The organism is Kitasatospora phosalacinea, assembly GCF_000717185.1.
Classification (GTDB): Bacteria; Actinomycetota; Actinomycetes; order Streptomycetales; family Streptomycetaceae; genus Kitasatospora; species Kitasatospora phosalacinea_A.
Map to the genome: position 1 here is coordinate 174418 of NZ_JNYE01000001.1, position 19147 is coordinate 193564.

Genomic DNA, 19147 nt, shown 5'->3' on the forward strand with positions numbered 1-19147 from the left:
GGACACAAGCGGCCTCCCCCGTCGAACGCCGGAACCGGCGTCCACCCGGGAGGTGAGGTGCTCTGGAGCGCGGCGTCAACACGCCGATGGTCAAGAATACGGACCAGTCCATCCGAAGACAAACCGGGACGTGCGCGGGGGCCGGGAGCGCCACCGCAGCGGTGCTCCCGGCCCCCTCGGGCTCACTCCGCGGCGCCGTCACCCTCGGCGGCCGCAGCCTTCTTGGCCGCCGCGCCGGTCCGCTTGGTGGCGGTCTTGCGGGCGGTGGTCTTCTTGGCGGCCGCGGCGGTGGTGGTGGTCTTCTTCGCCGCGGTCTTCTTGGCCGCCGTGGTCTTCTTCGCCGCGGTCTTGGTCGCGGTCTTCCGGGCGGCGCGCTTCTTCGGCGCGGCCTCCTCGGCCGGGGCCTCGGCGGGCTGCTCGGTGTCGACCTCGACGACGACCTCGGCCTCGGGCTCCACCGCGGCGACGGCCTCGGCCGTCACCTCGGCGGCGGTCCGGGCGACCTCGGTGGCCTCCGCCGCTTCCGCAGCCTCCGCGGCCTCCGCGGCCGACTTCTCGGCGGCGGCGCTCAGCGCGGCCTCCATCGCGGCCTCGGCACGGGCCTGCAGGACGACGATCTCGGCCTCGCCGGACGTCCCGGCCGGGGCGGTGGCCCGGCGCACGGCGCGGCGCCGGGGGCGGCCACCGGCCGCGGGCGCGGTCGCCGGGATCTCCACCAGGCTCGGCTTCTCCTCGGCCACGGCCTCGGCCACCGGCTCGACGACCTCGGCCTCGGCGAAGGCCTCGACCGGCTCCAGCTCCTCGACGACGTCGAGCGCGACCTCGGCCGCCTCGACGGCCTCCTCCACCTCGTCGGGCTCCACGGAACCGATCGCCCCGGTGGTGCCCTCGACCGCGTCCGCCTCGGCGTTCCCGGCCCCGCCGCGGCCCCGGCGACGGCGCTTGCCGCCGCCCTCGCCCGCACCGGCCGCAGCCGCGGCGTGCGAACCGTGGCCGTTGCCGTGGCCGTGGCCGGGCTGGTCCATGTGGACGATCACGCCGCGGCCGTTGCAGTGCACGCAGGGCTCGGAGAAGGACTCCAGCAGGCCCTGGCCGACCCGCTTGCGGGTCATCTGGACCAGGCCGAGCGAGGTGACCTCGGCCACCTGGTGCTTGGTGCGGTCGCGGCCCAGGCACTCCAGCAGGCGGCGCAGCACCAGGTCGCGGTTGGACTCCAGCACCATGTCGATGAAGTCGATCACGATGATGCCGCCGAGGTCGCGCAGCCGCAGCTGGCGGACGATCTCCTCGGCCGCCTCGATGTTGTTGCGGGTGACGGTCTCTTCCAGGTTGCCGCCCTGGCCGACGAACTTGCCGGTGTTGACGTCGATGACGACCATCGCCTCGGTCCGGTCGATCACCAGCGAGCCGCCGGAGGGCAGCCAGACCTTGCGGTCCAGCGCCTTCATCAGCTGCTCGTCGATCCGGTAGGTGGCGAACACGTCGACGTCCGAGGTCCACTTCTGCAGGCGCTCGGTGAGGTCGGGGGCGACGTTGGAGACGTAGTCGTGGATGGTGTTCCAGGCCTCGGCACCGCTGACGATGACCTTGGTGAAGTCCTCGTTGAAGATGTCGCGGACCACCCGGACGGTCATGTCGGGCTCGCCGTACAGCAGCGCCGGGGCGTTGCCCGTGGCGGCCTTCTTCTGGATCTCCTCCCACTGCTGCTGGAGGCGCTGGACGTCGCGGGTGAGCTCCTCCTCGGAGGCGCCCTCGGCGGCGGTGCGGACGATCACGCCCGCGTCGTCCGGGACGATCTTCTTGAGGATCTGCTTGAGGCGGGCCCGCTCGTTCTCCGGCAGCTTGCGGGAGATGCCGGTCATCGAGCCCTCGGGCACGTACACCAGGTAGCGGCCGGGCAGCGAGATCTGGCTGGTCAGGCGGGCGCCCTTGTGGCCGATCGGGTCCTTGGAGACCTGCACCAGCACGGACTGGCCGGACTTCAGCACCGACTCGATCCGGCGCGGGCCGCCGTGGCCGCCGAGCGCGCCGAAGTTGACCTCGCCCGCGTACAGCACGGCGTTGCGGCCCTTGCCGATGTCGACGAACGCGGCCTCCATCGACGGCAGCACGTTCTGCACCTTGCCCAGGTACACGTTGCCGACGTACGAGGTCGCCTGCTCCTTGTTGACGTAGTGCTCGACCAGCACGCCGTCCTCGATCACGCCGATCTGGGTGCGGGCGCCGTTCTGGCGGACGACCATGACCCGTTCGACGGACTCGCGGCGGGCCAGGAACTCGGCCTCGGTGATGATCGGGACGCGGCGGCGGCCCAGCTCGCGGCCCTCGCGGCGGCGCTGCTTCTTGGCCTCCAGGCGGGTGGAGCCCTTGATCGACTGCACCTCGTCCGGGTCGAACGCGGGCTCGGCGGAGCGGCGGCGCGGCTCGCGCACCTTCACCACGGTGCGCACGCCGTCCTCGGTGGTCTCGGCCTGCTCGGTGCCGCCCTCGCCGCTGCGGCGGCGGCGACGGCGACGGCGACGCGAGGAAGACAGGCCCGCGGCCAGGTCGTCCTCGGCGTCGTCCTCGGCCTCGTCGTGGTCGTCCTCGGCGCCGGAGCCCTCCTGGGCGGCGTCCTCGTCCTCGGCGCTCTCGGCCTCGACCGCCTCGGGCGCGTCCTCGGCCTCACCGCGGCGGCGGCGACGGCCACCGCGACGGCGGCGGCGGGACGGACGGTCGTCCTCCCACTCGGCGTCCTGCTCGGGGCCCGCGGCGGGCGCCTCGACCTCGGCGGGCGCCTCGACCGGCGCGGCCGGGGCCGCGGCCTTGGCGGGCTGCTGGGCGGCCTTGGCGGGCTTGGCCGGCTTGGCCGACTGCTGGACGCGCACCGCGGTGCGGACCCGGCGGCGGCGGCCGACGCCGCTGTACTCGAACTCCTCGTCGCCGGGGACCGGCTCGGCCTCGGCCTCGACCGCGGCGACCGGCTCGGCGGCCTTGGCAGCGGGAGCCTTGGCGGCGGGGGCCTTGGCGGCGGCGGGCGCGGGCGCGGTGTAGGGCTCGGGCTCCTGGAACACCGGCGCCTGGAAGATCGCGGTGGACGGGCGGACGGCCCGCCGACGGGCGCGCGGCGGCTCGGCCTCGACGACCGGCTCGGGCTCCACGACGGCCTCGACCGCGGGCTCCTCCACGACGGCCTCGGGCTCGGCCTCGACCTCGGGCTCCTCGACGACCGCGGGCGACTGCACGGGGGCGGACGCACGCTTGCGGGTCCGCCGCGCCCGGACGGGCTTCTCCTCGGCCACCGGCTCCGCCTCCGCGACCGGCTCGGCCTCGACCGCGGGCTCCTCCACGACGGCCTCGGGCTCGGCCTCGGCCTCCGGCTCCTCGACGACCGCGGGCGTCTGCACGGGGGCGGACGCACGCTTGCGGGTCCGCCGCGCCCGGACGGGCTTCTCCTCGGCCACCGGCTCCGCCTCCACGACCGGCTCGGCCTCGACCGCGGGCTCCTCCACGACGGCCTCGGGCGCCCCGGCGGGGGCTTCGACGCGCTTGCGGGTGCGCCGGGCGCGGACCGGCTTCTCGGGCGCCGCTTCGACGGCCTCGGCGGCCTCGGCCGCCGGAGCGGCCGTCTCGGCGGGCGCGGCCGCGACCACGGTCTCGGTGCCCTCGCCCGCGGCGCCCTGCGGGGAGCCGGCCGGGCGGGAGACCGCCCGGCGGCGGCGCCGCGGCGGGGCCGCGGCGGTGCCGTCGGCGGCGTTGTCGTTGTTGTCGGCCGCAGCGGGCTGCGGTTCGGTGTTTTCGAGCATGCGGGTGTGTCTCCCGTCAGGCCCCCGGGCTCCGCATCCGGGCACGACGCTCCACCGCATTCACCAGCCGGAGGCCACTTCGGGCGGTCCGGCTCCCACGGTGCCGTCGTGCGGACGCGAGGCCGCACAGGGGCTCGTAGTCTCGCTCGCCATCCGCGGGGCGCGGGGAGGCGAAAAGTCTTCTGGTCTGACCAGTCTTCTCAGTTTTCAAGGGCCTGGCCGAGGGGTGGCCGGGCCTGCGCGCGACGACGCTCGCTCCCCTGGGGAGCCGCGGGGGCCGGGGAGCCGCAGGCCCGGAGTTCTCTCCGTGCCTGCGCTCCCGCCCACTCGGCGGACGGCGGTTGCGCGCGGCGGGGCGGCCTACCGGCCGACCTCGGCCGCGGCGCGGTCGAGCGCCAGCGGGTCGGTCACCGTGCCGGTCTGCTCGTCGAGCGGCCCCTGCGCCAGCCTGGTCACCTCTGCGGGGACCGGCGGCGCCAGGTCGGCCGTCGAACGGAGACCGGACAATACGTCGTCGGGTCGTACGGCGGGTGTGGCGTGTCGTACTACCAGCCGCAGTATCGCACAGGGAGCACCCGTCCGAACATCGTCCGCACCGTCCGTGCCCGTGTTGTCACCGATCCCGACCAGGGCGGTGTCCGCCGGGGCGAGCCCGATGGCGGCGACGGCGGCGCGCGCGTCGGAGGTGCGCAGGCCGTTCTTGGTCATCCGCTGGACCTCGACCGCCTCGGCGGCCAGGAAGACGGCGGCGGCCTTCTCGGCCTCGGCGGGCGCCACGCCGGGCAGGCGCAGCAGCCACTCGGAGGCCTCCAGGCGCTCCACGAAGTTGCTCGTGGCGACCTCGACGGCCTCGGTGACGTCCAGGCCGGGGGGCAGCGACTCGTCCAGCTGGCGGCGCAGCGCCTCCGGGTCGCGGCGCTCGGCGAGGCCGATCTCCAGGTACTCGGCCTCGCTGGCGGTGCCGGTCGGGGCCGCGTTGGCGTAGGAGACCTTGGGGTGCGGGGTGAAACCCGCGGAGTAGGCCATCGGGACGGCCGAGCGGCGGAGCGCGCGCTCGAACGCCCGCTGGAAGTCCCGGTGGCTGGTGAAGCGCAGACGGCCGCGCTTGGTGTAGCGGAGACGGATGCGCTGCACCGTCGGCGCGGGCGGCGGACCGTCGGGCGTGCGGCGTGCCAGGGGGCTCAGTCCTTCGTCAGTTGTCCCCGTCCGGCCTCGCACCGCGTGCGGCTCCGGCCGGACCTTGTCCTCACCTAGGGTACGCGGTGCGTCAGCCGAACAGTGTCCGCCGTACCTCCCGGGCCACCCGGCGGACCTCCGCCTTGACGGGCCACCAGACGCTGCGGCGCACCCAGCGGCACGGGGCGACCACGGTGAAGCGCCAGATCCGCCCGCCGAGCCGCCAGGCCCAGACGAACGCCAGCCACAGCGCGCGCAGCACCGGGAACAGCACCGGCCGCCACAGCCCGTAGTAGAAGGCCTTGCCGACCGGCACCACCACCCACCGCCAGAAGGCCCGGACCGGCACCGCGACCAGGTAGTACGCCAACCAGGCGACCACCTTGCCGAACCCGACGGCCAGGTACACCGTCCCGCGCCCGATCGGGGCCAGCACGTAGTTCCACAGCGCCTTCAGGACCGGCAGCAGCACCCACTCCCACAGCCAGGTCAGCGGCACCACCACCAGCCACCGCCACAGCCACCCCACCGGAACGACCACCAGCCAGTGGAGGACCGGCCACAGCACCCAGTTCCACAGCATCCGCAGCGGCCACAGCAGCACCTTGTCGACCACCCAGCCGACGCCGCGCCCGATCAGCACCACCAGCTCCCACAGCAGCCGCAACGGCACCACGACCGCCACCACCACCGGCCGCACCACCGCGACCAGACACCCCCCGCCCTGCTGCGGCTGCCCCTGCTGCTGAACCATCGTCACTCCCCGTAGGCCGTTCGGCCGATGGTAATACCCAGGCAAAGGGCCCCCGCCACGGGGTCGTGGCGGGGGCCCGGGGCGAGGGCGCGTCAGCTGTTGACGACCGTCAGCGGGAGCAGCTTCTTGCCGGTCGGGCCGACCTGGATGTGGGTGTCCATCTGCGGGCAGACGCCGCAGTCGAAGCACGGGGTCCAGCGGCAGTCCTCGACCTCGACCTCCTCCAGCGCGTCCTGCCAGTCCTCCCAGAGCCAGTCCTTGTCGAGGCCGCTGTCCAGGTGGTCCCAGGGCAGCACCTCCTCGTAGGAGCGCTCGCGGGTGGTGTACCAGTCGACGTCGACGCCGGTGCCGGCCAGGCCCTGCTCGGCGGAGGCGATCCAGCGGTCGTACGAGAAGTGCTCGCGCCAGCCGTCGAAGCGGCCGCCGTCCTCGTAGACGGCCCGGATGACGGCGCCGATCCGGCGGTCGCCGCGGGAGAGCAGGCCCTCGATGATGCCGGGCTTGCCGTCGTGGTAGCGGAAGCCGATGTTCTTGCCGAACTTGCGGTCGCCGCGGATGGAGTCGCGCAGCTTGGTGAGCCGCTCGTCGGTGGCCTCGGCGGACAGCTGCGGGGCCCACTGGAAGGGGGTGTGCGGCTTGGGGACGAAGCCGCCGATCGAGACGGTGCAGCGGACGTCGTTGGTGCCGGTGACCTCGCGGCCCTTGGCGATGACGTTCTTCGCCATGGTGCCGATCTGGAGGACGTCCTCGTCGGTCTCGGTGGGCAGGCCGCACATGAAGTACAGCTTCACCTGGCGCCAGCCGTTGCCGTACGCGGCGGCCACCGTGTTGATGAGGTCCTCCTCGGACACCATCTTGTTGATGACCTTGCGGATCCGCTCCGAGCCGCCCTCGGGGGCGAAGGTGAGGCCGGAGCGGCGGCCGTTGCGGGACAGCTCGTTGGCCAGGTCGATGTTGAAGGCGTCGACCCGGGTGGAGGGCAGCGAGAGGCCGACCTTGTCCTCGGCGTAGCGGTCGGCCAGGCCCTTGGTGATGTCGGCGATCTCGGAGTGGTCCGCGGAGGACAGCGAGAGCAGGCCGACCTCCTCGAAGCCGGTGGCCTTCAGGCCCTTCTCCACCATCTCGCCGATGCCGGTGATGCTTCGCTCCCGCACGGGGCGCGTGATCATGCCGGCCTGGCAGAAGCGGCAGCCGCGGGTGCAGCCGCGGAAGATCTCCACCGACATCCGCTCGTGCACGGTCTCGGCGAGCGGGACGAGCGGCTGCTTCGGGTAGGGCCACTCGTCGAGGTCCATCACGGTGTGCTTGGAGACCCGCCACGGCACGCCGGGGCGGTTCGGGACGACGCGCCCGATCCGGCCGTCGGCCAGGTACTCGACGTCGTAGAACCGCGGGATGTACACCCCGCCGGTCCTCGCCAGGCGCAGCAGCAGCTCGTCGCGCCCGCCGGGGCGGCCCTCGGCCTTCCAGGCCCGGACGATGTCGGTGATGTCGAGGACGGCCTGCTCGCCGTCGCCGATCACGGCGGCGTCGATGAAGTCGGCGATCGGCTCGGGGTTGAACGCGGCGTGGCCGCCCGCGAGGACGACCGGGTCGTCCACGGTGCGGTCGGCGGCGTTCAGCGGGATGCCGGCCAGGTCGAGCGCGGTCAGCATGTTGGTGTAGCCGAGCTCGGTGGAGAACGACAGGCCGAACACGTCGAACGCCTTGATCGGGCGGTGCGCGTCGACCGTGAACTGCGGGACGCCGTGCTCGCGCATCAGCGCTTCCAGGTCCGGCCAGACGCTGTAGCTGCGCTCGGCGAGGACGCCCTCGCGCTCGTTCAGCACCTCGTAGAGGATCATGGTGCCCTGGTTGGGCAGGCCGACCTCGTAGGCGTCCGGGTACATCAGCGCCCAGCGCACGTCGCAGGAGTCCCAGTCCTTGACGGTCGAGTTGAGCTCGCCACCGACGTACTGGATCGGCTTCTGGACGTGCGGGAGGAGGGCCTCCAGGCGTGGGAAGACCGATTCGACAGTCATGCGCAAGGACCTTTACGGCAGAAAAAGCAGTGACCCTTCAGGGTAGCCGAGCCCCGAGGGTCACTGTTTCCACGCCGGTGGCCGAACAGGGCCTAGATCCCTATCGGCCGCTGGGAGCGCACCGACTGCAGCAGGCCGATCGCGATCCAGACCGCGAACATCGAGGAGCCGCCGTAGGAGACGAACGGCAGCGGGATGCCCGCGACCGGCATGATGCCGAGGTTCATGCCGATGTTCTCGAAGGCCTGGAAGGCGAACCAGGTGACCGCGCCGGCCGCCAGGATCGTCCCGTACAGGTCGGTGGCCTGGCGCGCTATCCGGCAGGCGCGCCACAGGATGACGCCGAGCAGGCCGATCATCAGCAGGGCGCCCGCGAAGCCGAGTTCCTCGCCCGCGACGCTGAACACGAAGTCGGTCTGCTGCTCGGGGACGAACTGGCCGGTGGTCTGGGTGCCGTGGAACAGGCCCATGCCGGTCAGGCCGCCGGAGCCGATCGCGATCCGGGCCTGGGCGGTGTTGTAGCCGACGCCGGCCGGGTCGAGGGCCGGGTTGGCGAAGGCCGCGAAGCGGTCGATCTGGTACTGGCTGAGGACGCCGAGCTTCCAGATCGCCAGCGCCCCGGCGGTGCCGCCCGCCAGCAGGCCGACCACCCAGCGGTTGGCGGCGCCGGAGGCCGTCAGCACGCCGAGCATGGTGACCACCATGACCATCACCGAGCCGAGGTCGGGCATCAGCATGACCACGGCCATCGGGAAGCCCGCCACCGCGAGCGACTGCAGCACGCTGCGGGTCGGCGGGAACTCCCGCTCGCCGGTGTCGACCCGGGAGGAGAGCACCACGGCCATGCCCAGCACGATCGCCAGCTTGGCGAACTCGGCGGGCTGGAGGGAGAAGCCGCCGCCGAACTGGATCCAGGAGTGCGCGCCGTTGATGGTCGAGCCGAGCGGGCTGAGCACCGCGAACAGCAGCAGGATCACGGCCGCGTAGACGAACGGCACCGCGGTGCGCAGCCGCCGGGTGCCGAGCAGGATCACCGCGATGCACAGGCCGATGCCGATCACCAGGTTGGTCAGGTGCCGGTACAGGAAGTACTGCGGGTCGCCGTGGGTCAGCGAGTCCCGGCCGCGGGTGGCGGACCAGACCAGCAGCGAGCCGATCAGGGACAGCGCCAGCGCCGCCAGGATCATGATCCAGTCGAGCCGCCGCAGCGGGGAGTCCTTGGCCAGCGCCCGGGCCAGCGAGGAGCGCCGGGGGGCGAGCCGGACGGAGCGGTAGGAGTCGTACGAGGTCATGCCCGGCTCCTTCCGTACCCGCCGCCGCGGGTGGGTTCGACGGCGGCCAGCAGGACGCCCGCGGGCTGGTCGGCCTGGAACGGGCGGGCCGGGTCCAGGAAGGTCGCGCCGGGCTCGTAGCTGAAGGTGGTGGGGACGATCGCGGTGCCGTCCGGGTTGAACTTGGGCAGTTCGGCCTGCGGCTTGGGCAGCAGCGCCTTGCCGTTGTCGATGGTGCCCTTGTCGTCGACGCCGTACAGCGCCTGGTAGATCCGGCGCACCGAGTCGCCGGAGCCGCCGGAGCCGGTGCCGCCCTGGCTGATGGTCATGACCACCGCGTAGTCGTTGCTGTAGGTGGTCAGCCAGGAGGTGGTCTGCTTGCCCATGACCTCGGCGGTGCCGGTCTTGGCGTGCAGCTCGATCTTGCCCTGCGGCCAGCCCGCGCCGGTGAACTTCCAGGCGGCGGTGCCGGAGGTGATGACGCCCGCGGTGGCCTGGTCGATGTACTCCAGCAGCTTGCCCTGGGCGGGGATCTTGCCGTCCTCGTGCGGGGCGATGTCGCGCACCAGGGTGCCGTCGGGGCTGACGACCGCCTTGCCGATGGTCGGCCGGTAGAGCGTGCCGCCGTTGGCGAGCGCCGAGTAGATCCGGGCCATCTGCAGCGGGGTGACCAGGGTGTCGCCCTGGCCGATCGCGAAGTTGACCATGTCACCGGCGCGCATCTGGTTGCCGTCGGCGCAGTTCTCGCGGGCGATCTCGTCGTCGTACTCGTGGCCGCCCTTGGCGGCCTGGGCGCACCAGGAGTCCTTCATGGCGTCGTAGTACGCCTGCTTCCACTGCCGGTCGGGGACCCGGCCGGCCACCTCGCCGGGCAGGTCGACGCCGGTCTTGGCGCCGAGGCCGAACTCGTGGGCGGTCCGGAAGAACCAGTCGGGGGCGTCCTTCTTGGGCTTGAGGCCGCCGTCCTTCATCCACTGGTCGTAGGCGAGGCCGTAGAACACGGTGTCGCAGGACACCTCCAGGGCCTTCTCCAGGGTGATGTCGCCGAACTGCTCGCTCTCGAAGTTCTTGAACTCGCGGCCGCCGATGACCAGCGACTTCGGGCACGGGTAGCGCCCGTTGAGGTCGTAGCCGGCCTGCACGGCGGCGGTGGTGGAGATCACCTTGAAGGTGGAGCCGGGGGCGGACTGACCCTGTATGGCCCGGTTGATCAGCGGGTAGTTGGAGTCCTTGCTGTTCAGCGACTCGTAGTCCTTGGCGGAGATGCCGCCGACCCACAGGTTGGGGTCGTAGGTGGGGGCGCTGGCCATCGCGACGATCCGGCCGGTGTGCACGTCCATCACGACGGCCGCGCCGGAGTCGGCGATGTAGTTGCGGCTGGTCTCCTTGTCGTAGACCTTGCGGGCGTCGGCCATGGCCTGGGCCAGCTGGTCCTCGACCACCTTCTGCACCCGGGCGTCGATCGAGGTGACCAGGTTGTTGCCGGACTGCGCGGGGGTGTTGCCCGCGCTGCCGATCACCCGGCCGAGGTTGTCGACCTCCAGCCGGTCGACGCCGGTGGTGCCGCGCAGGTCGTCGTCGTAGACCGACTCCAGGCCGGCCCGGCCGATCTGGTCGGAGGGCAGGCGGCGCTCGCGGCCGGCCTTGTCGGCGGTCTTGGTGACCTCCTCGTCGGTGACCGGCGAGAGGTAGCCGAGGATCTGGGCGGCGCTGGCGCCCTCCGCGTTGGTGTAGCGGCGCAGCGCGGTGGGCTGGGCGGTGACGCCGGGGAAGTCCTCGCGGCGCTCCATTATCTGCATCGCCTGCTGGGTGGTGGCCTGCTGGGTGACCGGGATCGGCTGGTACGGGGAGCCGTTCCAGCACGGCTGCGGCGTCTTGGCGTCGCACAGCCGGACCTTGTTCCTGACCTCGTCGGCCGGGACGCCCAGGACGTCGGCGAGCCGGGTCAGCACCGCCTTGCCCTTGTCCTTCTGCTGCAGCAGCGCGGTGCGGGAGACCGACACCACCAGCTTGGTCTCGTTGCCGGCCAGGATCCGGCCGGAGGCGTCCAGGATCTCGCCGCGGACGGCGGGCTCCACCACCTCGCGGACGTGGTTGCCCTGGGCCTTCTCGCTGAACTCCTTGCCGTTGCGGATCTGCAGGTACCACAGCCGCCCGCCGAGGGTGGCCAGCAGCGACAGGACCAGCACCTGGAGGACGACCAGCCGGATCGTCACCCGGCGGGTCCGGCCGGTCTCGGGGATGTTGCTCACGTGCGCGGACTCCGTCCCGGTTCAGGGGCGCTTGGCGAGGCCGAGCGCGCGCTTCTTCTTGTAGGGGGTGGCGGAGGGCTCGCGGGTGGTGCGGTAGCGGGCCAGCGCGCCGAGGCCGGAGCCGCCGTCCGCGCCGCGCACCGTCTCGTTGACCGCCCGGTCGCCGTCGAAGCGGCGGGCCAGCAGCATCACCAGCGGCACCGTGAACGGGGCCAGCAGCACGTCGTACAGCAGGGCGCTGAACACCAGGCCGGTCAGGCCGACGTGCCGGGCCGCGGTGTCGCCGACCAGGGCGCCGACCATCGCGTACAGCAGGGTGGAGACCACCGCGGCGACCGCCACCACGCCCAGCGCGGACAGCGCCGAGCGCTGCCGGCCGCCCTCCGGCTTGAGCAGCCCGGCGCCGTAGCCGACGATGCACAGCACCAGCGCGTACCGGCCGATCGCGTGGTCGGACGGCGGGGCGACGTCGGCCAGCAGGCCGGCGCAGAAGCCGACGGTGCAGCCGCCCATCGGGCCGTACACCAGGGCCAGGCCGACCACCACCAGCATCAGCAGGTCCGGGGTGGCGCCGGGCAGTTGGAGCCGGCCGAGGATGCTGACCTGGATCACCAGGGCCAGCACCAGCAGGACGGCGGACAGCAGGATCCGGTTCACGCGCGGCATCAGTTCCCCCCGGTGGTCGGCGGTACGGCGGCGATCGGCGCCTGCGGGTTGCCCGCGGCACCGGCGGACGCGGCGGGCACCGGCGGCAGCACCGCGTCGCGCGGGTCGGTGCGCGGCGGGACGACCACCACGCCGACCAGGTCGAGCCGGGTGAACTGCACGTACGGCTCGACCAGGATGGTCTTGGTGAGCTGGCCGGGGGTGGCCTGCACCTCCTTGACGGTGCCGACCGGCACGCCGGGCACGAACGGGCGGCCGCTCTGCGAGCCGAAGGTGACCAGCCGGTCGCCTGCCTTCACCTGGGCCCGGCCGTTCAGCAGCTCGATCCGCATCGGCGAGGCGCCCTGGCCGGCCGCGAAGCCGATCTCGCCGCTGCCCTCCAGCCGGACCCCGGCGGTGAAGCCGGGGTCGGAGGCGAGCAGCACGGTGGCGGTGGTGGGCGCGACGGTGGTGATCCGGCCGACCAGGCCCTGGCCGTCGATGACCGTCATGTCCCGGGTCAGGCCGTCGTCGCTGCCCGCGTCGATGGTGATCGTCCAGGAGAAGCCCTGGGCCGCGCCGATCGCGATGACCTGGGCGGCCTTGACGGTGTAGCCGCCGGAGCCGGCCGTGCGCAGCATGTCGTCGAGCTGCTTGGTGCGCCCGGACGCGGCGTCGGAGGAGGCGAGCTTCTGGCGCAGCTCGGTGTTCTCGCGGGTGATCTGGTCGAGCCGCTCCTGGTGGGTGCCCGCGTCGCGGATCGCCCGGATGTAGCCGGCCACCGGGTCGACCGCGCCGGCCGCGGCGTCCTCCACCGGGCCGAGCGCGGAGGCGGCGGCCCGGCGGGCACCGCCGAGCGGTGAGTCGTCGCCGCCCTTGATGTCCACGGTGATCAGTGCGAAGGCCACCAGGACCAGCAGGACCAGCATTAGTCGACTCTGTCGGGTGTCCCTCACGGTGCCGCCGCCGCCCCTTCGTGCCGGGTGCTCTTCAGCCCGGCTCGGTGTGTAGTTCGAATTGCCTTGCTCAACGACGCGGCTGGGCGTCCAGTACCTGCTGGAGTGCCTCGAACTCCTCGACGCACTTGCCCGCCCCCAGCGCCACCGAGTCCAGCGGGTTCTCCGCGATGTGCACCGGCATGCCGGTCTCCCGGCGCAGCCGCTCGTCCAGGCCGCGCAGCAGGGCGCCGCCGCCGGTCAGCACGATGCCGCGGTCCATCACGTCGCCCGCGAGCTCGGGCGGGCACTGGTCCAGGGTGGTCTTCACCGAGTCGATGATCGAGTTCACCGGCTCGTCGATGGCCTCGCGGACCTCGGCGGCCGAGATCACCACGGTCTTCGGCAGGCCGGAGACCAGGTCGCGGCCGCGGATCTCGGCGTGCTCGTCCTTCTCGCCCTCCAGGCCGAACGCGGAGCCGATCGACATCTTGATCTGCTCGGCGGAGCGCTCGCCCAGCAGCAGGCTGTACTCCTTCTTGATGTGCTGGACGATCGCGCTGTCCAGCTCGTCGCCCGCCACCCGCAGCGACTGGGCGGTGACGATCCCGCCGAGCGAGATCACCGCCACCTCGGTGGTGCCGCCGCCGATGTCGACGACCATGTTGCCGGTGGGCTCGTGCACCGGCAGGCCGGAGCCGATCGCCGCGGCCATCGGCTCCTCGATGATGTGCACCTGGCGGGCGCCGGCCTGCATGCTGGCCTCGACCACGGCGCGGCGCTCGACGCCGGTGATGCCGGAGGGGACGCAGACCACGACCCGCGGGCGGACCAGGTAGCGGCGGCGGTGGATCTTCATGATGAAGTACCGCAGCATCCGCTCGGTGATCTCGAAGTCGGCGATCACGCCGTCCTTGAGCGGGCGGATCGCGACGATGTTGCCGGGGGTGCGGCCGATCATCTTCTTCGCCTCGGCGCCGACCGCGAGGATCCCGCCGGTGTTGGTGTTGACGGCCACCACCGACGGCTCGTTCAGCACGATGCCCTTGCCCCGGACGTACACCAGCGTGTTCGCGGTGCCTAGGTCGATCGCCAGGTCCCGGCCGAGAAACGACAGGTTGTTCGCCATGGGATGTCGTGAGCCTTCCCGAGTTCGGATCAAGGGCGGGGAGCGGGCCGGCCGTACGGGCCCGCGGCAGGGCTGACGGCGGCTGAGCAGCCGCTCCGTGCCCGTGAGTTGGGTCCATCGTAGTCACGCCGGTCAGCGCGGGCGGCGGGTACGGCGTGCCGCCCATTCTCCGGGGGCGAATCGGCTTCTCCTGGCATTGGGACGCCGTGTCGGAGGGTAGGGTTCCGTGATTTGACGATTAACGCCCAGAGGGAGCAACCCGACCCGCCATCCGGCCCCTGAGCTGGACGTTCCCCGCACGGGGGCACCCCGCGCCCGGTGCGGACGCGGGGCACCGGATCCCTACAGGATCCTCACGCGTGGGCCGGGAAGAAGATCTTGATCTCGCGCTCGGCCGACTCCGGGGAGTCCGAGGCGTGGATCAGGTTCTCCCGGGTGATGGTCGCGTAGTCGCCGCGGATGGTGCCCGCGCCGGCTGCCAGCGGGTCGGTCGCACCGGCCAGCGCGCGGATGCCGGGGACGACGTTCTCGCCCTCGACGATCAGCGCGATCGACGGGCCGGAGGTCATGAAGCCCAGCAGCGGCTCGTAGAAGTCGCGGCCGACGTGCTCGGCGTAGTGCTGCTCCAGGGTGGCGCGGTCGAAGGTGCGGAGCTCCATCGCAGCGAACCGCCAGCCGGCCTTGCGCTCGATCCGGCTGATGATCTCGCCGGCCAGGCCGCGCTTGACGGCGTCGGGCTTGAGCAGGACGAGAGTGCGCTGGGACACGGGGCGGCTCCTCGGGTGGTGTCGGTCGGGCCTGACTGTGCCCCTGACACTACCCCGGACGGGTGGCCGGGCCGTTGACCAGGCCACCCGGGGGCCACCGGAGGCTGCCGGAGACCGCCCACCGGGCCGGTCAGGCGGCGACCGGCGCGGCCTCGGCCTCGGCGGCCGCCCGCTGGGCCTTGAGCACGTCGATCTTGCGGCCGTAGTGGACCGAGCACCACCACAGGCCGCCGAAGACGACGCCGAAGGCGTACATGGTCGGCAGCACCAGGCCGCTGGCCAGCACCGCCGCCTGCAGCGCCCAGCCGACCTGCACCGCCCCGGGGCGGGTGATCACGCCGCAGAGCAGCACGCACAGGGCGATCGCCGCCGCGCTGACCGCCCAGATGGTGCCGGTGCCGACGTCGGTGAGCTTCATCGCGACCAGGCCGGCGAACATGATCAGCATGGCCTCGCCGATCAGCGTGGAGGAGCACAGGGTGCGCATCGGCGGTTACTTCCTTCCGAACAGCAGGCGCGCCTCGCCCACCGTGATGACGGAGCCGGTGACCAGGACGCCGGCGCCGCCGAGGTCCTCCTCCTCGGCCAGGGTGACGGCGGCGTCGATCGCGTCGTCCAGGCGCGGCTCGACCTGCACCCGGTCCTCGCCGAAGACCTCGACGGCGAGGGCGGCGAGCCGGTCGGCCGGCATCGCGCGGTGGGTGGAGTTCTGGGTGATCACGACCTCGGCGAGGATCGGCTCGAACACCTCCAGCAGGCCGGTGACGTCCTTGTCGCCGCTGGTGGCGATCACGCCGACCAGCTTGGTGAAGCCGAAGGCCTCGCCGATCGCGGCGACGGCGGCCTGCGCGCCGTGCGGGTTGTGCGCGGCGTCCAGGATGACGGTGGGGCTGCGCCGGACGACCTCCAGCCGGCCCGGGGAGGAGACGCCGAACAGCGCCTGCCGGACCTTCTCCTCGTCCAGGTGCTCGCCGCCGCCCTGGCCGATGCCGAAGAAGGCCTCGACGGCGGCCAGCGCCAGCGCGGCGTTCTGCGCCTGGTGGTCGCCGTGCAGCGGGAGGAAGAGGTCCTGGTACTCGTGGCCGCCGAGGCCGCGCAGGGTGACCAGCTGGCCGCCGACCGCGACCTCGCGGCGCAGCACGCCGAACTCCATGCCCTCGCGGGCCACCGTGGCGTCCACCTCGACGGCGCGGCGCAGGATCTGCTCGGCGGCGTCCAGCTTCTGCTGGGCGACGACGGCGAGGGCGCCGGGCTTGACGATGCCGGACTTCTCGACCGCGATCTCGCCGGTGGTCTCCCCCAGCTTGTCGGTGTGGTCCAGCCCGATCGGGGTGATCACGGCGACCTGGGCGTCGATCACGTTGGTGGCGTCCCAGGTGCCGCCCATGCCGACCTCGACCACCGCGACGTCCACCGGGGCGTCGGCGAAGGCGGCGTAGGCCATGCCGGTGAGCACCTCGAAGAAGGACATCGCGATCGGCTGGGCGGCGTCCACCATCCGCACGTAGGGCTCGACGTCCCGGTAGGTCTCGACGAACTTCTCGGGGGTGATCGGCGCGCCGTCCAGGCTGATCCGCTCGGTGACGGACTCCACGTGCGGGGAGGTGTAGCGGCCGGTGCGCAGTTCGAAGGCGCCGAGCAGCTGCTCGACCATCCGGGCGGTGGAGGTCTTGCCGTTGGTGCCGGTGATGTGGATGGAGGGGTAGGAGCGCTGCGGCTGGCCGAGGATGTCCATCAGCGCCTCGATCCGCACCAGCGAGGGCTCCAGCTTGTTCTCCGGCCAGCGGGTGGCCAGCTCGGCCTCGACGGCGCGCAGTTCGGGGTCGGTGCCACCGGCGTCGGCGGGACGGACGGTGTAGGGGTTGGGCTCGGCCTTGTCGCTCACCCCGCCAGTCTAAGGACTCCGTGCGCCCGGCCCGGACGGGCGCCCCGGTGCGCAGGCCCTCTTGACACCGGAATTGGTCTACTCCACCGTGTAGTCGCTCCCACCCGCTCCCCGCGCGAAGCTCCCCGCACCGCACCCCCATCGACACTCCCCCACATGGAGATGGCATGCGTGCACCACAGCCACGACCGCACCACCGCCCGCGCACCGGACGGGCCCTGCTCGCCGGCCTGCTGGCGGCCGGCACCGGCCTGGCAGGCATGGTCCTGGCCGGCTCCGGCACGGCCACCGCCGACGTCGCCCCCACCGTGAACGTGGTCGCCAACGGCGACTTCTCGGCCGGCAACCACATCAGCCCGTGGACCTGCGGCCCCACCGTCACCGCGGTGAACAACGCCGCCACCGGCTGGGACCTGCAGGGCTCCCCGGCCGGCACGGACTACGCCAACTGCAGCCAGACCGTCACCGTGCTGCCGAACTCGACGTACACCCTGACCGCCACCGTGCAGGGCAGCTACGTGTTCGCGGGCGTCACCGGGACCGGCGGCACCGACCCGTCCGTCTGGAGCTCGAACTCCGGCTGGAACAACCTGACCTCCACCTTCACCACCGGCGCGTCCACCACCTCGGTGTCGGTGTGGTTCCACGGCTGGTACGGGCAGACCCCGTTCACCGTGGACAAGGTCTCGCTGGTCGGCCCGGGCAGCGGCACCAGCCCCACGCCGTCCGGGACGGTCATCGTCGACCCGACGCCGAGCCAGACGGCGTCGAGCAGCCCGTCGCCGTCCCCGTCGACCTCGGTCAGCCCGACCGCGCCGCCGCCCCGCAAGCACCTGCTGACCGGCTACTGGCAGGACTTCTACAACGGCGCCACCCCGCAGCGGATCAGTGACGTCCCGGCCGCGTACGACATCATCGCGGTGGCCTTCGCGGACGCCACCAGCACCCAGGGCGGGATCAGCTTCACCCTGGACCCGACGCTCTCCGCCAAGCTCGGCGGCTACACCGAGGCCCAGTTCAAGGCCGACATCGCGGCCAAGCGGGCGGCCGGCAAGAAGGTCGTCATCTCGGTCGGCGGGCAGAACGGCACCGTCTCGGTGTCCAACTCCACCGCCGCGACCAACTTCGCCAACTCGGCGTACGCCCTGATCCAGCAGTACGGCTTCGACGGCATCGACATCGACCTGGAGAACGGCGTCAACGCGACCTACATGTCGCAGGCGCTGCACGCCCTGCAGGCCAAGGTCGGGGCGGGCTTCGTGCTGACCATGGCGCCGGAGACCATCGGGATGCAGTCCACCGGCGGCGAGTACTTCAAGCTGGCGCTGGCCACCAAGGACATCCTGACCATCGTCAACATGCAGTACTACAACAGCGGGGCGATGCTCGGCTGCGACGGCGGCGTGTACTCGCAGGGCACCGAGAACTTCCTCACCGGCCTGGCCTGCATCCAGCTCCAGGGCGGCCTGCGCGCCGACCAGGTGGGCCTGGGCGTCCCGGCCTCCACCAGCGCGGCGGGCGGCGGGTACGTCAGCCCGTCGGTCGTGAACAACGCGCTGGACTGCCTGGCCTACGGCACCAACTGCGGCTCCTTCAAGCCGGGCCAGACCTGGCCGGCCATCGGCGGCGCGATGACCTGGTCCACCAACTGGGACGCCACTGCGGGCAACCAGATCGCCAACACCATCGGCGCGCACCTGCACGCGATGCCGTGACCCGGCGCTGCGCGCCCCGGGGCGGGGGCTCCCCCGCCCCGGGGCGCGCAGTGACGATCCGTCAGTACGTGCCGCGGGGCGTCGGCAGCCGGCCGGCGTGCCGGCGGCGCAGTTCGGCGGCGACCTCCTCGGCCTCGCCCTCGGGCAGCAGCGGCAGCATCATCGCCACCGCCTGCACCAGGCCGCCCAGCAGGTAGGTGGTGTCGGGCGTCCCCGCCACCAGGGTGCGCACCCGGTCCACGTCGCCCACCGCGACGGCCTCCAGCAGCAGGGCGGCACCGGCCGCCTCCTCGTCCACCGGCACCTGGGCGGTGTCGTGCGGGGCGCGCCGGGCCAGGCCGCGCAGCACCCGGTCGGCGACCTCGGGGGCGTAGGCCTTGCGGACCGCCTCGGCGGCGATCCACACCAGCAGGGTGGCCACTTCGCGCTCGGCGTGCTCGGCCAGCAGCCGGTCCAGCTCGGTGTCGAAGGCGACCTGGTTTCCGTGCCGGAATGCCAGCAGCAGCGTCGCCGCCCTGGCCTTGGCCGCCTCCACTTCTTCCCTCGGAAGTTCGTCCGGAAGTTCGTCGACCAACTCCCCGGTCGCCATCATGCGCGCACCCTCCGTTCGTGCCCCGCCCGAATGGGAACGTCGCCCACCGTACACACCGGAAGTGCAAAGGTCGCTGAACGCGCGGGGATGGTCGGCGCAATGCATTCCAATTGACGCGGAACGCCAATTGCCCGGGAATGACGCCGAATAGGGGGTGTTCCGGCCTCACCGCGACGCGCGGGCAAGGGAATTGACAGACCGCCGGGAACAACCCGGGAAA

Annotated in this window: 14 protein-coding genes; 1 reads left to right on the top strand and 13 read right to left on the bottom strand. The window is 72.5% G+C overall.

The features are described 5' to 3' along the window. Window positions 1–182: 182 nt before the first annotated feature. The 12 genes from OO57_RS00780 to folC form a co-directional block, all read right to left on the bottom strand. Window positions 183–3785, bottom strand: a complete 3603-nt coding sequence (locus OO57_RS00780; protein WP_033250221.1) for an Rne/Rng family ribonuclease — start codon at window positions 3783–3785, stop codon at window positions 183–185. 360 nt (window positions 3786–4145) lie between these two features. Continuing rightward, complete coding sequence (locus OO57_RS00785) at window positions 4146–4919, bottom strand: TIGR03936 family radical SAM-associated protein (protein ID WP_033250222.1); 774 nt, start codon at window positions 4917–4919, stop codon at window positions 4146–4148. A 133-nt stretch (window positions 4920–5052) separates the two neighbouring features. Further along, window positions 5053–5715 (bottom strand): hypothetical protein, encoded by a 663-nt coding sequence (locus OO57_RS00790; RefSeq protein WP_199811184.1) that lies wholly within the window; start codon window positions 5713–5715, stop codon window positions 5053–5055. Between the two features lie 92 nt (window positions 5716–5807). Further along, entirely contained in the window at window positions 5808–7736 is a 1929-nt protein-coding gene (locus OO57_RS00795; RefSeq protein WP_033250223.1) for a TIGR03960 family B12-binding radical SAM protein, read from the bottom strand. Window positions 7737–7828: 92 nt separating this feature from the next. Continuing rightward, window positions 7829–9028, bottom strand: coding sequence for a rod shape-determining protein RodA (rodA, locus tag OO57_RS00800; RefSeq protein WP_033250224.1), 1200 nt, complete (start codon window positions 9026–9028; stop codon window positions 7829–7831). Then, window positions 9025–11259, bottom strand: a complete 2235-nt coding sequence (gene mrdA / locus OO57_RS00805; RefSeq protein WP_033250225.1) for a penicillin-binding protein 2 — start codon at window positions 11257–11259, stop codon at window positions 9025–9027. The genes rodA and mrdA overlap by 4 nt, the downstream gene beginning before the upstream one ends. Before the next feature lie 21 nt (window positions 11260–11280). After that, on the bottom strand, window positions 11281–11925 hold the full coding sequence (gene mreD / locus OO57_RS00810) for a rod shape-determining protein MreD (protein ID WP_033250226.1): 645 nt from the start codon (window positions 11923–11925) through the stop codon (window positions 11281–11283). After that, window positions 11925–12860: a rod shape-determining protein MreC gene (gene mreC, locus OO57_RS00815; protein WP_033250227.1), complete on the bottom strand. Its 936-nt coding sequence runs from the start codon at window positions 12858–12860 to the stop codon at window positions 11925–11927. The genes mreD and mreC overlap by 1 nt, the downstream gene beginning before the upstream one ends. A 70-nt stretch (window positions 12861–12930) precedes the next feature. After that, window positions 12931–13956, bottom strand: coding sequence for a rod shape-determining protein (locus tag OO57_RS00820; protein WP_030458241.1), 1026 nt, complete (start codon window positions 13954–13956; stop codon window positions 12931–12933). A gap of 365 nt (window positions 13957–14321) precedes the next feature. Further along, window positions 14322–14735, bottom strand: coding sequence for a nucleoside-diphosphate kinase (gene ndk, locus OO57_RS00825; protein ID WP_033250228.1), 414 nt, complete (start codon window positions 14733–14735; stop codon window positions 14322–14324). Between the two features lie 130 nt (window positions 14736–14865). Then, window positions 14866–15222, bottom strand: a complete 357-nt coding sequence (locus OO57_RS00830; RefSeq protein WP_033250229.1) for a DUF4233 domain-containing protein — start codon at window positions 15220–15222, stop codon at window positions 14866–14868. 6 nt (window positions 15223–15228) lie between these two features. Then, complete coding sequence (folC, locus tag OO57_RS00835; RefSeq protein ID WP_033250230.1) at window positions 15229–16620, bottom strand: bifunctional tetrahydrofolate synthase/dihydrofolate synthase; 1392 nt, start codon at window positions 16618–16620, stop codon at window positions 15229–15231. A gap of 167 nt (window positions 16621–16787) precedes the next feature. Between folC and OO57_RS00840 the strand changes: the two genes are divergently transcribed. Beyond that, the gene (locus tag OO57_RS00840) at window positions 16788–18335 is read left to right on the top strand and encodes a chitinase (protein WP_033250231.1); all 1548 of its coding nucleotides are present in this window, start codon (window positions 16788–16790) and stop codon (window positions 18333–18335) included. A 61-nt stretch (window positions 18336–18396) separates the two neighbouring features. On the opposite strand, the gene OO57_RS00845 is transcribed toward OO57_RS00840, so the two are convergent. After that, window positions 18397–18927, bottom strand: coding sequence for a hypothetical protein (locus OO57_RS00845; RefSeq protein ID WP_033250232.1), 531 nt, complete (start codon window positions 18925–18927; stop codon window positions 18397–18399). Window positions 18928–19147 lie beyond the last annotated feature (220 nt).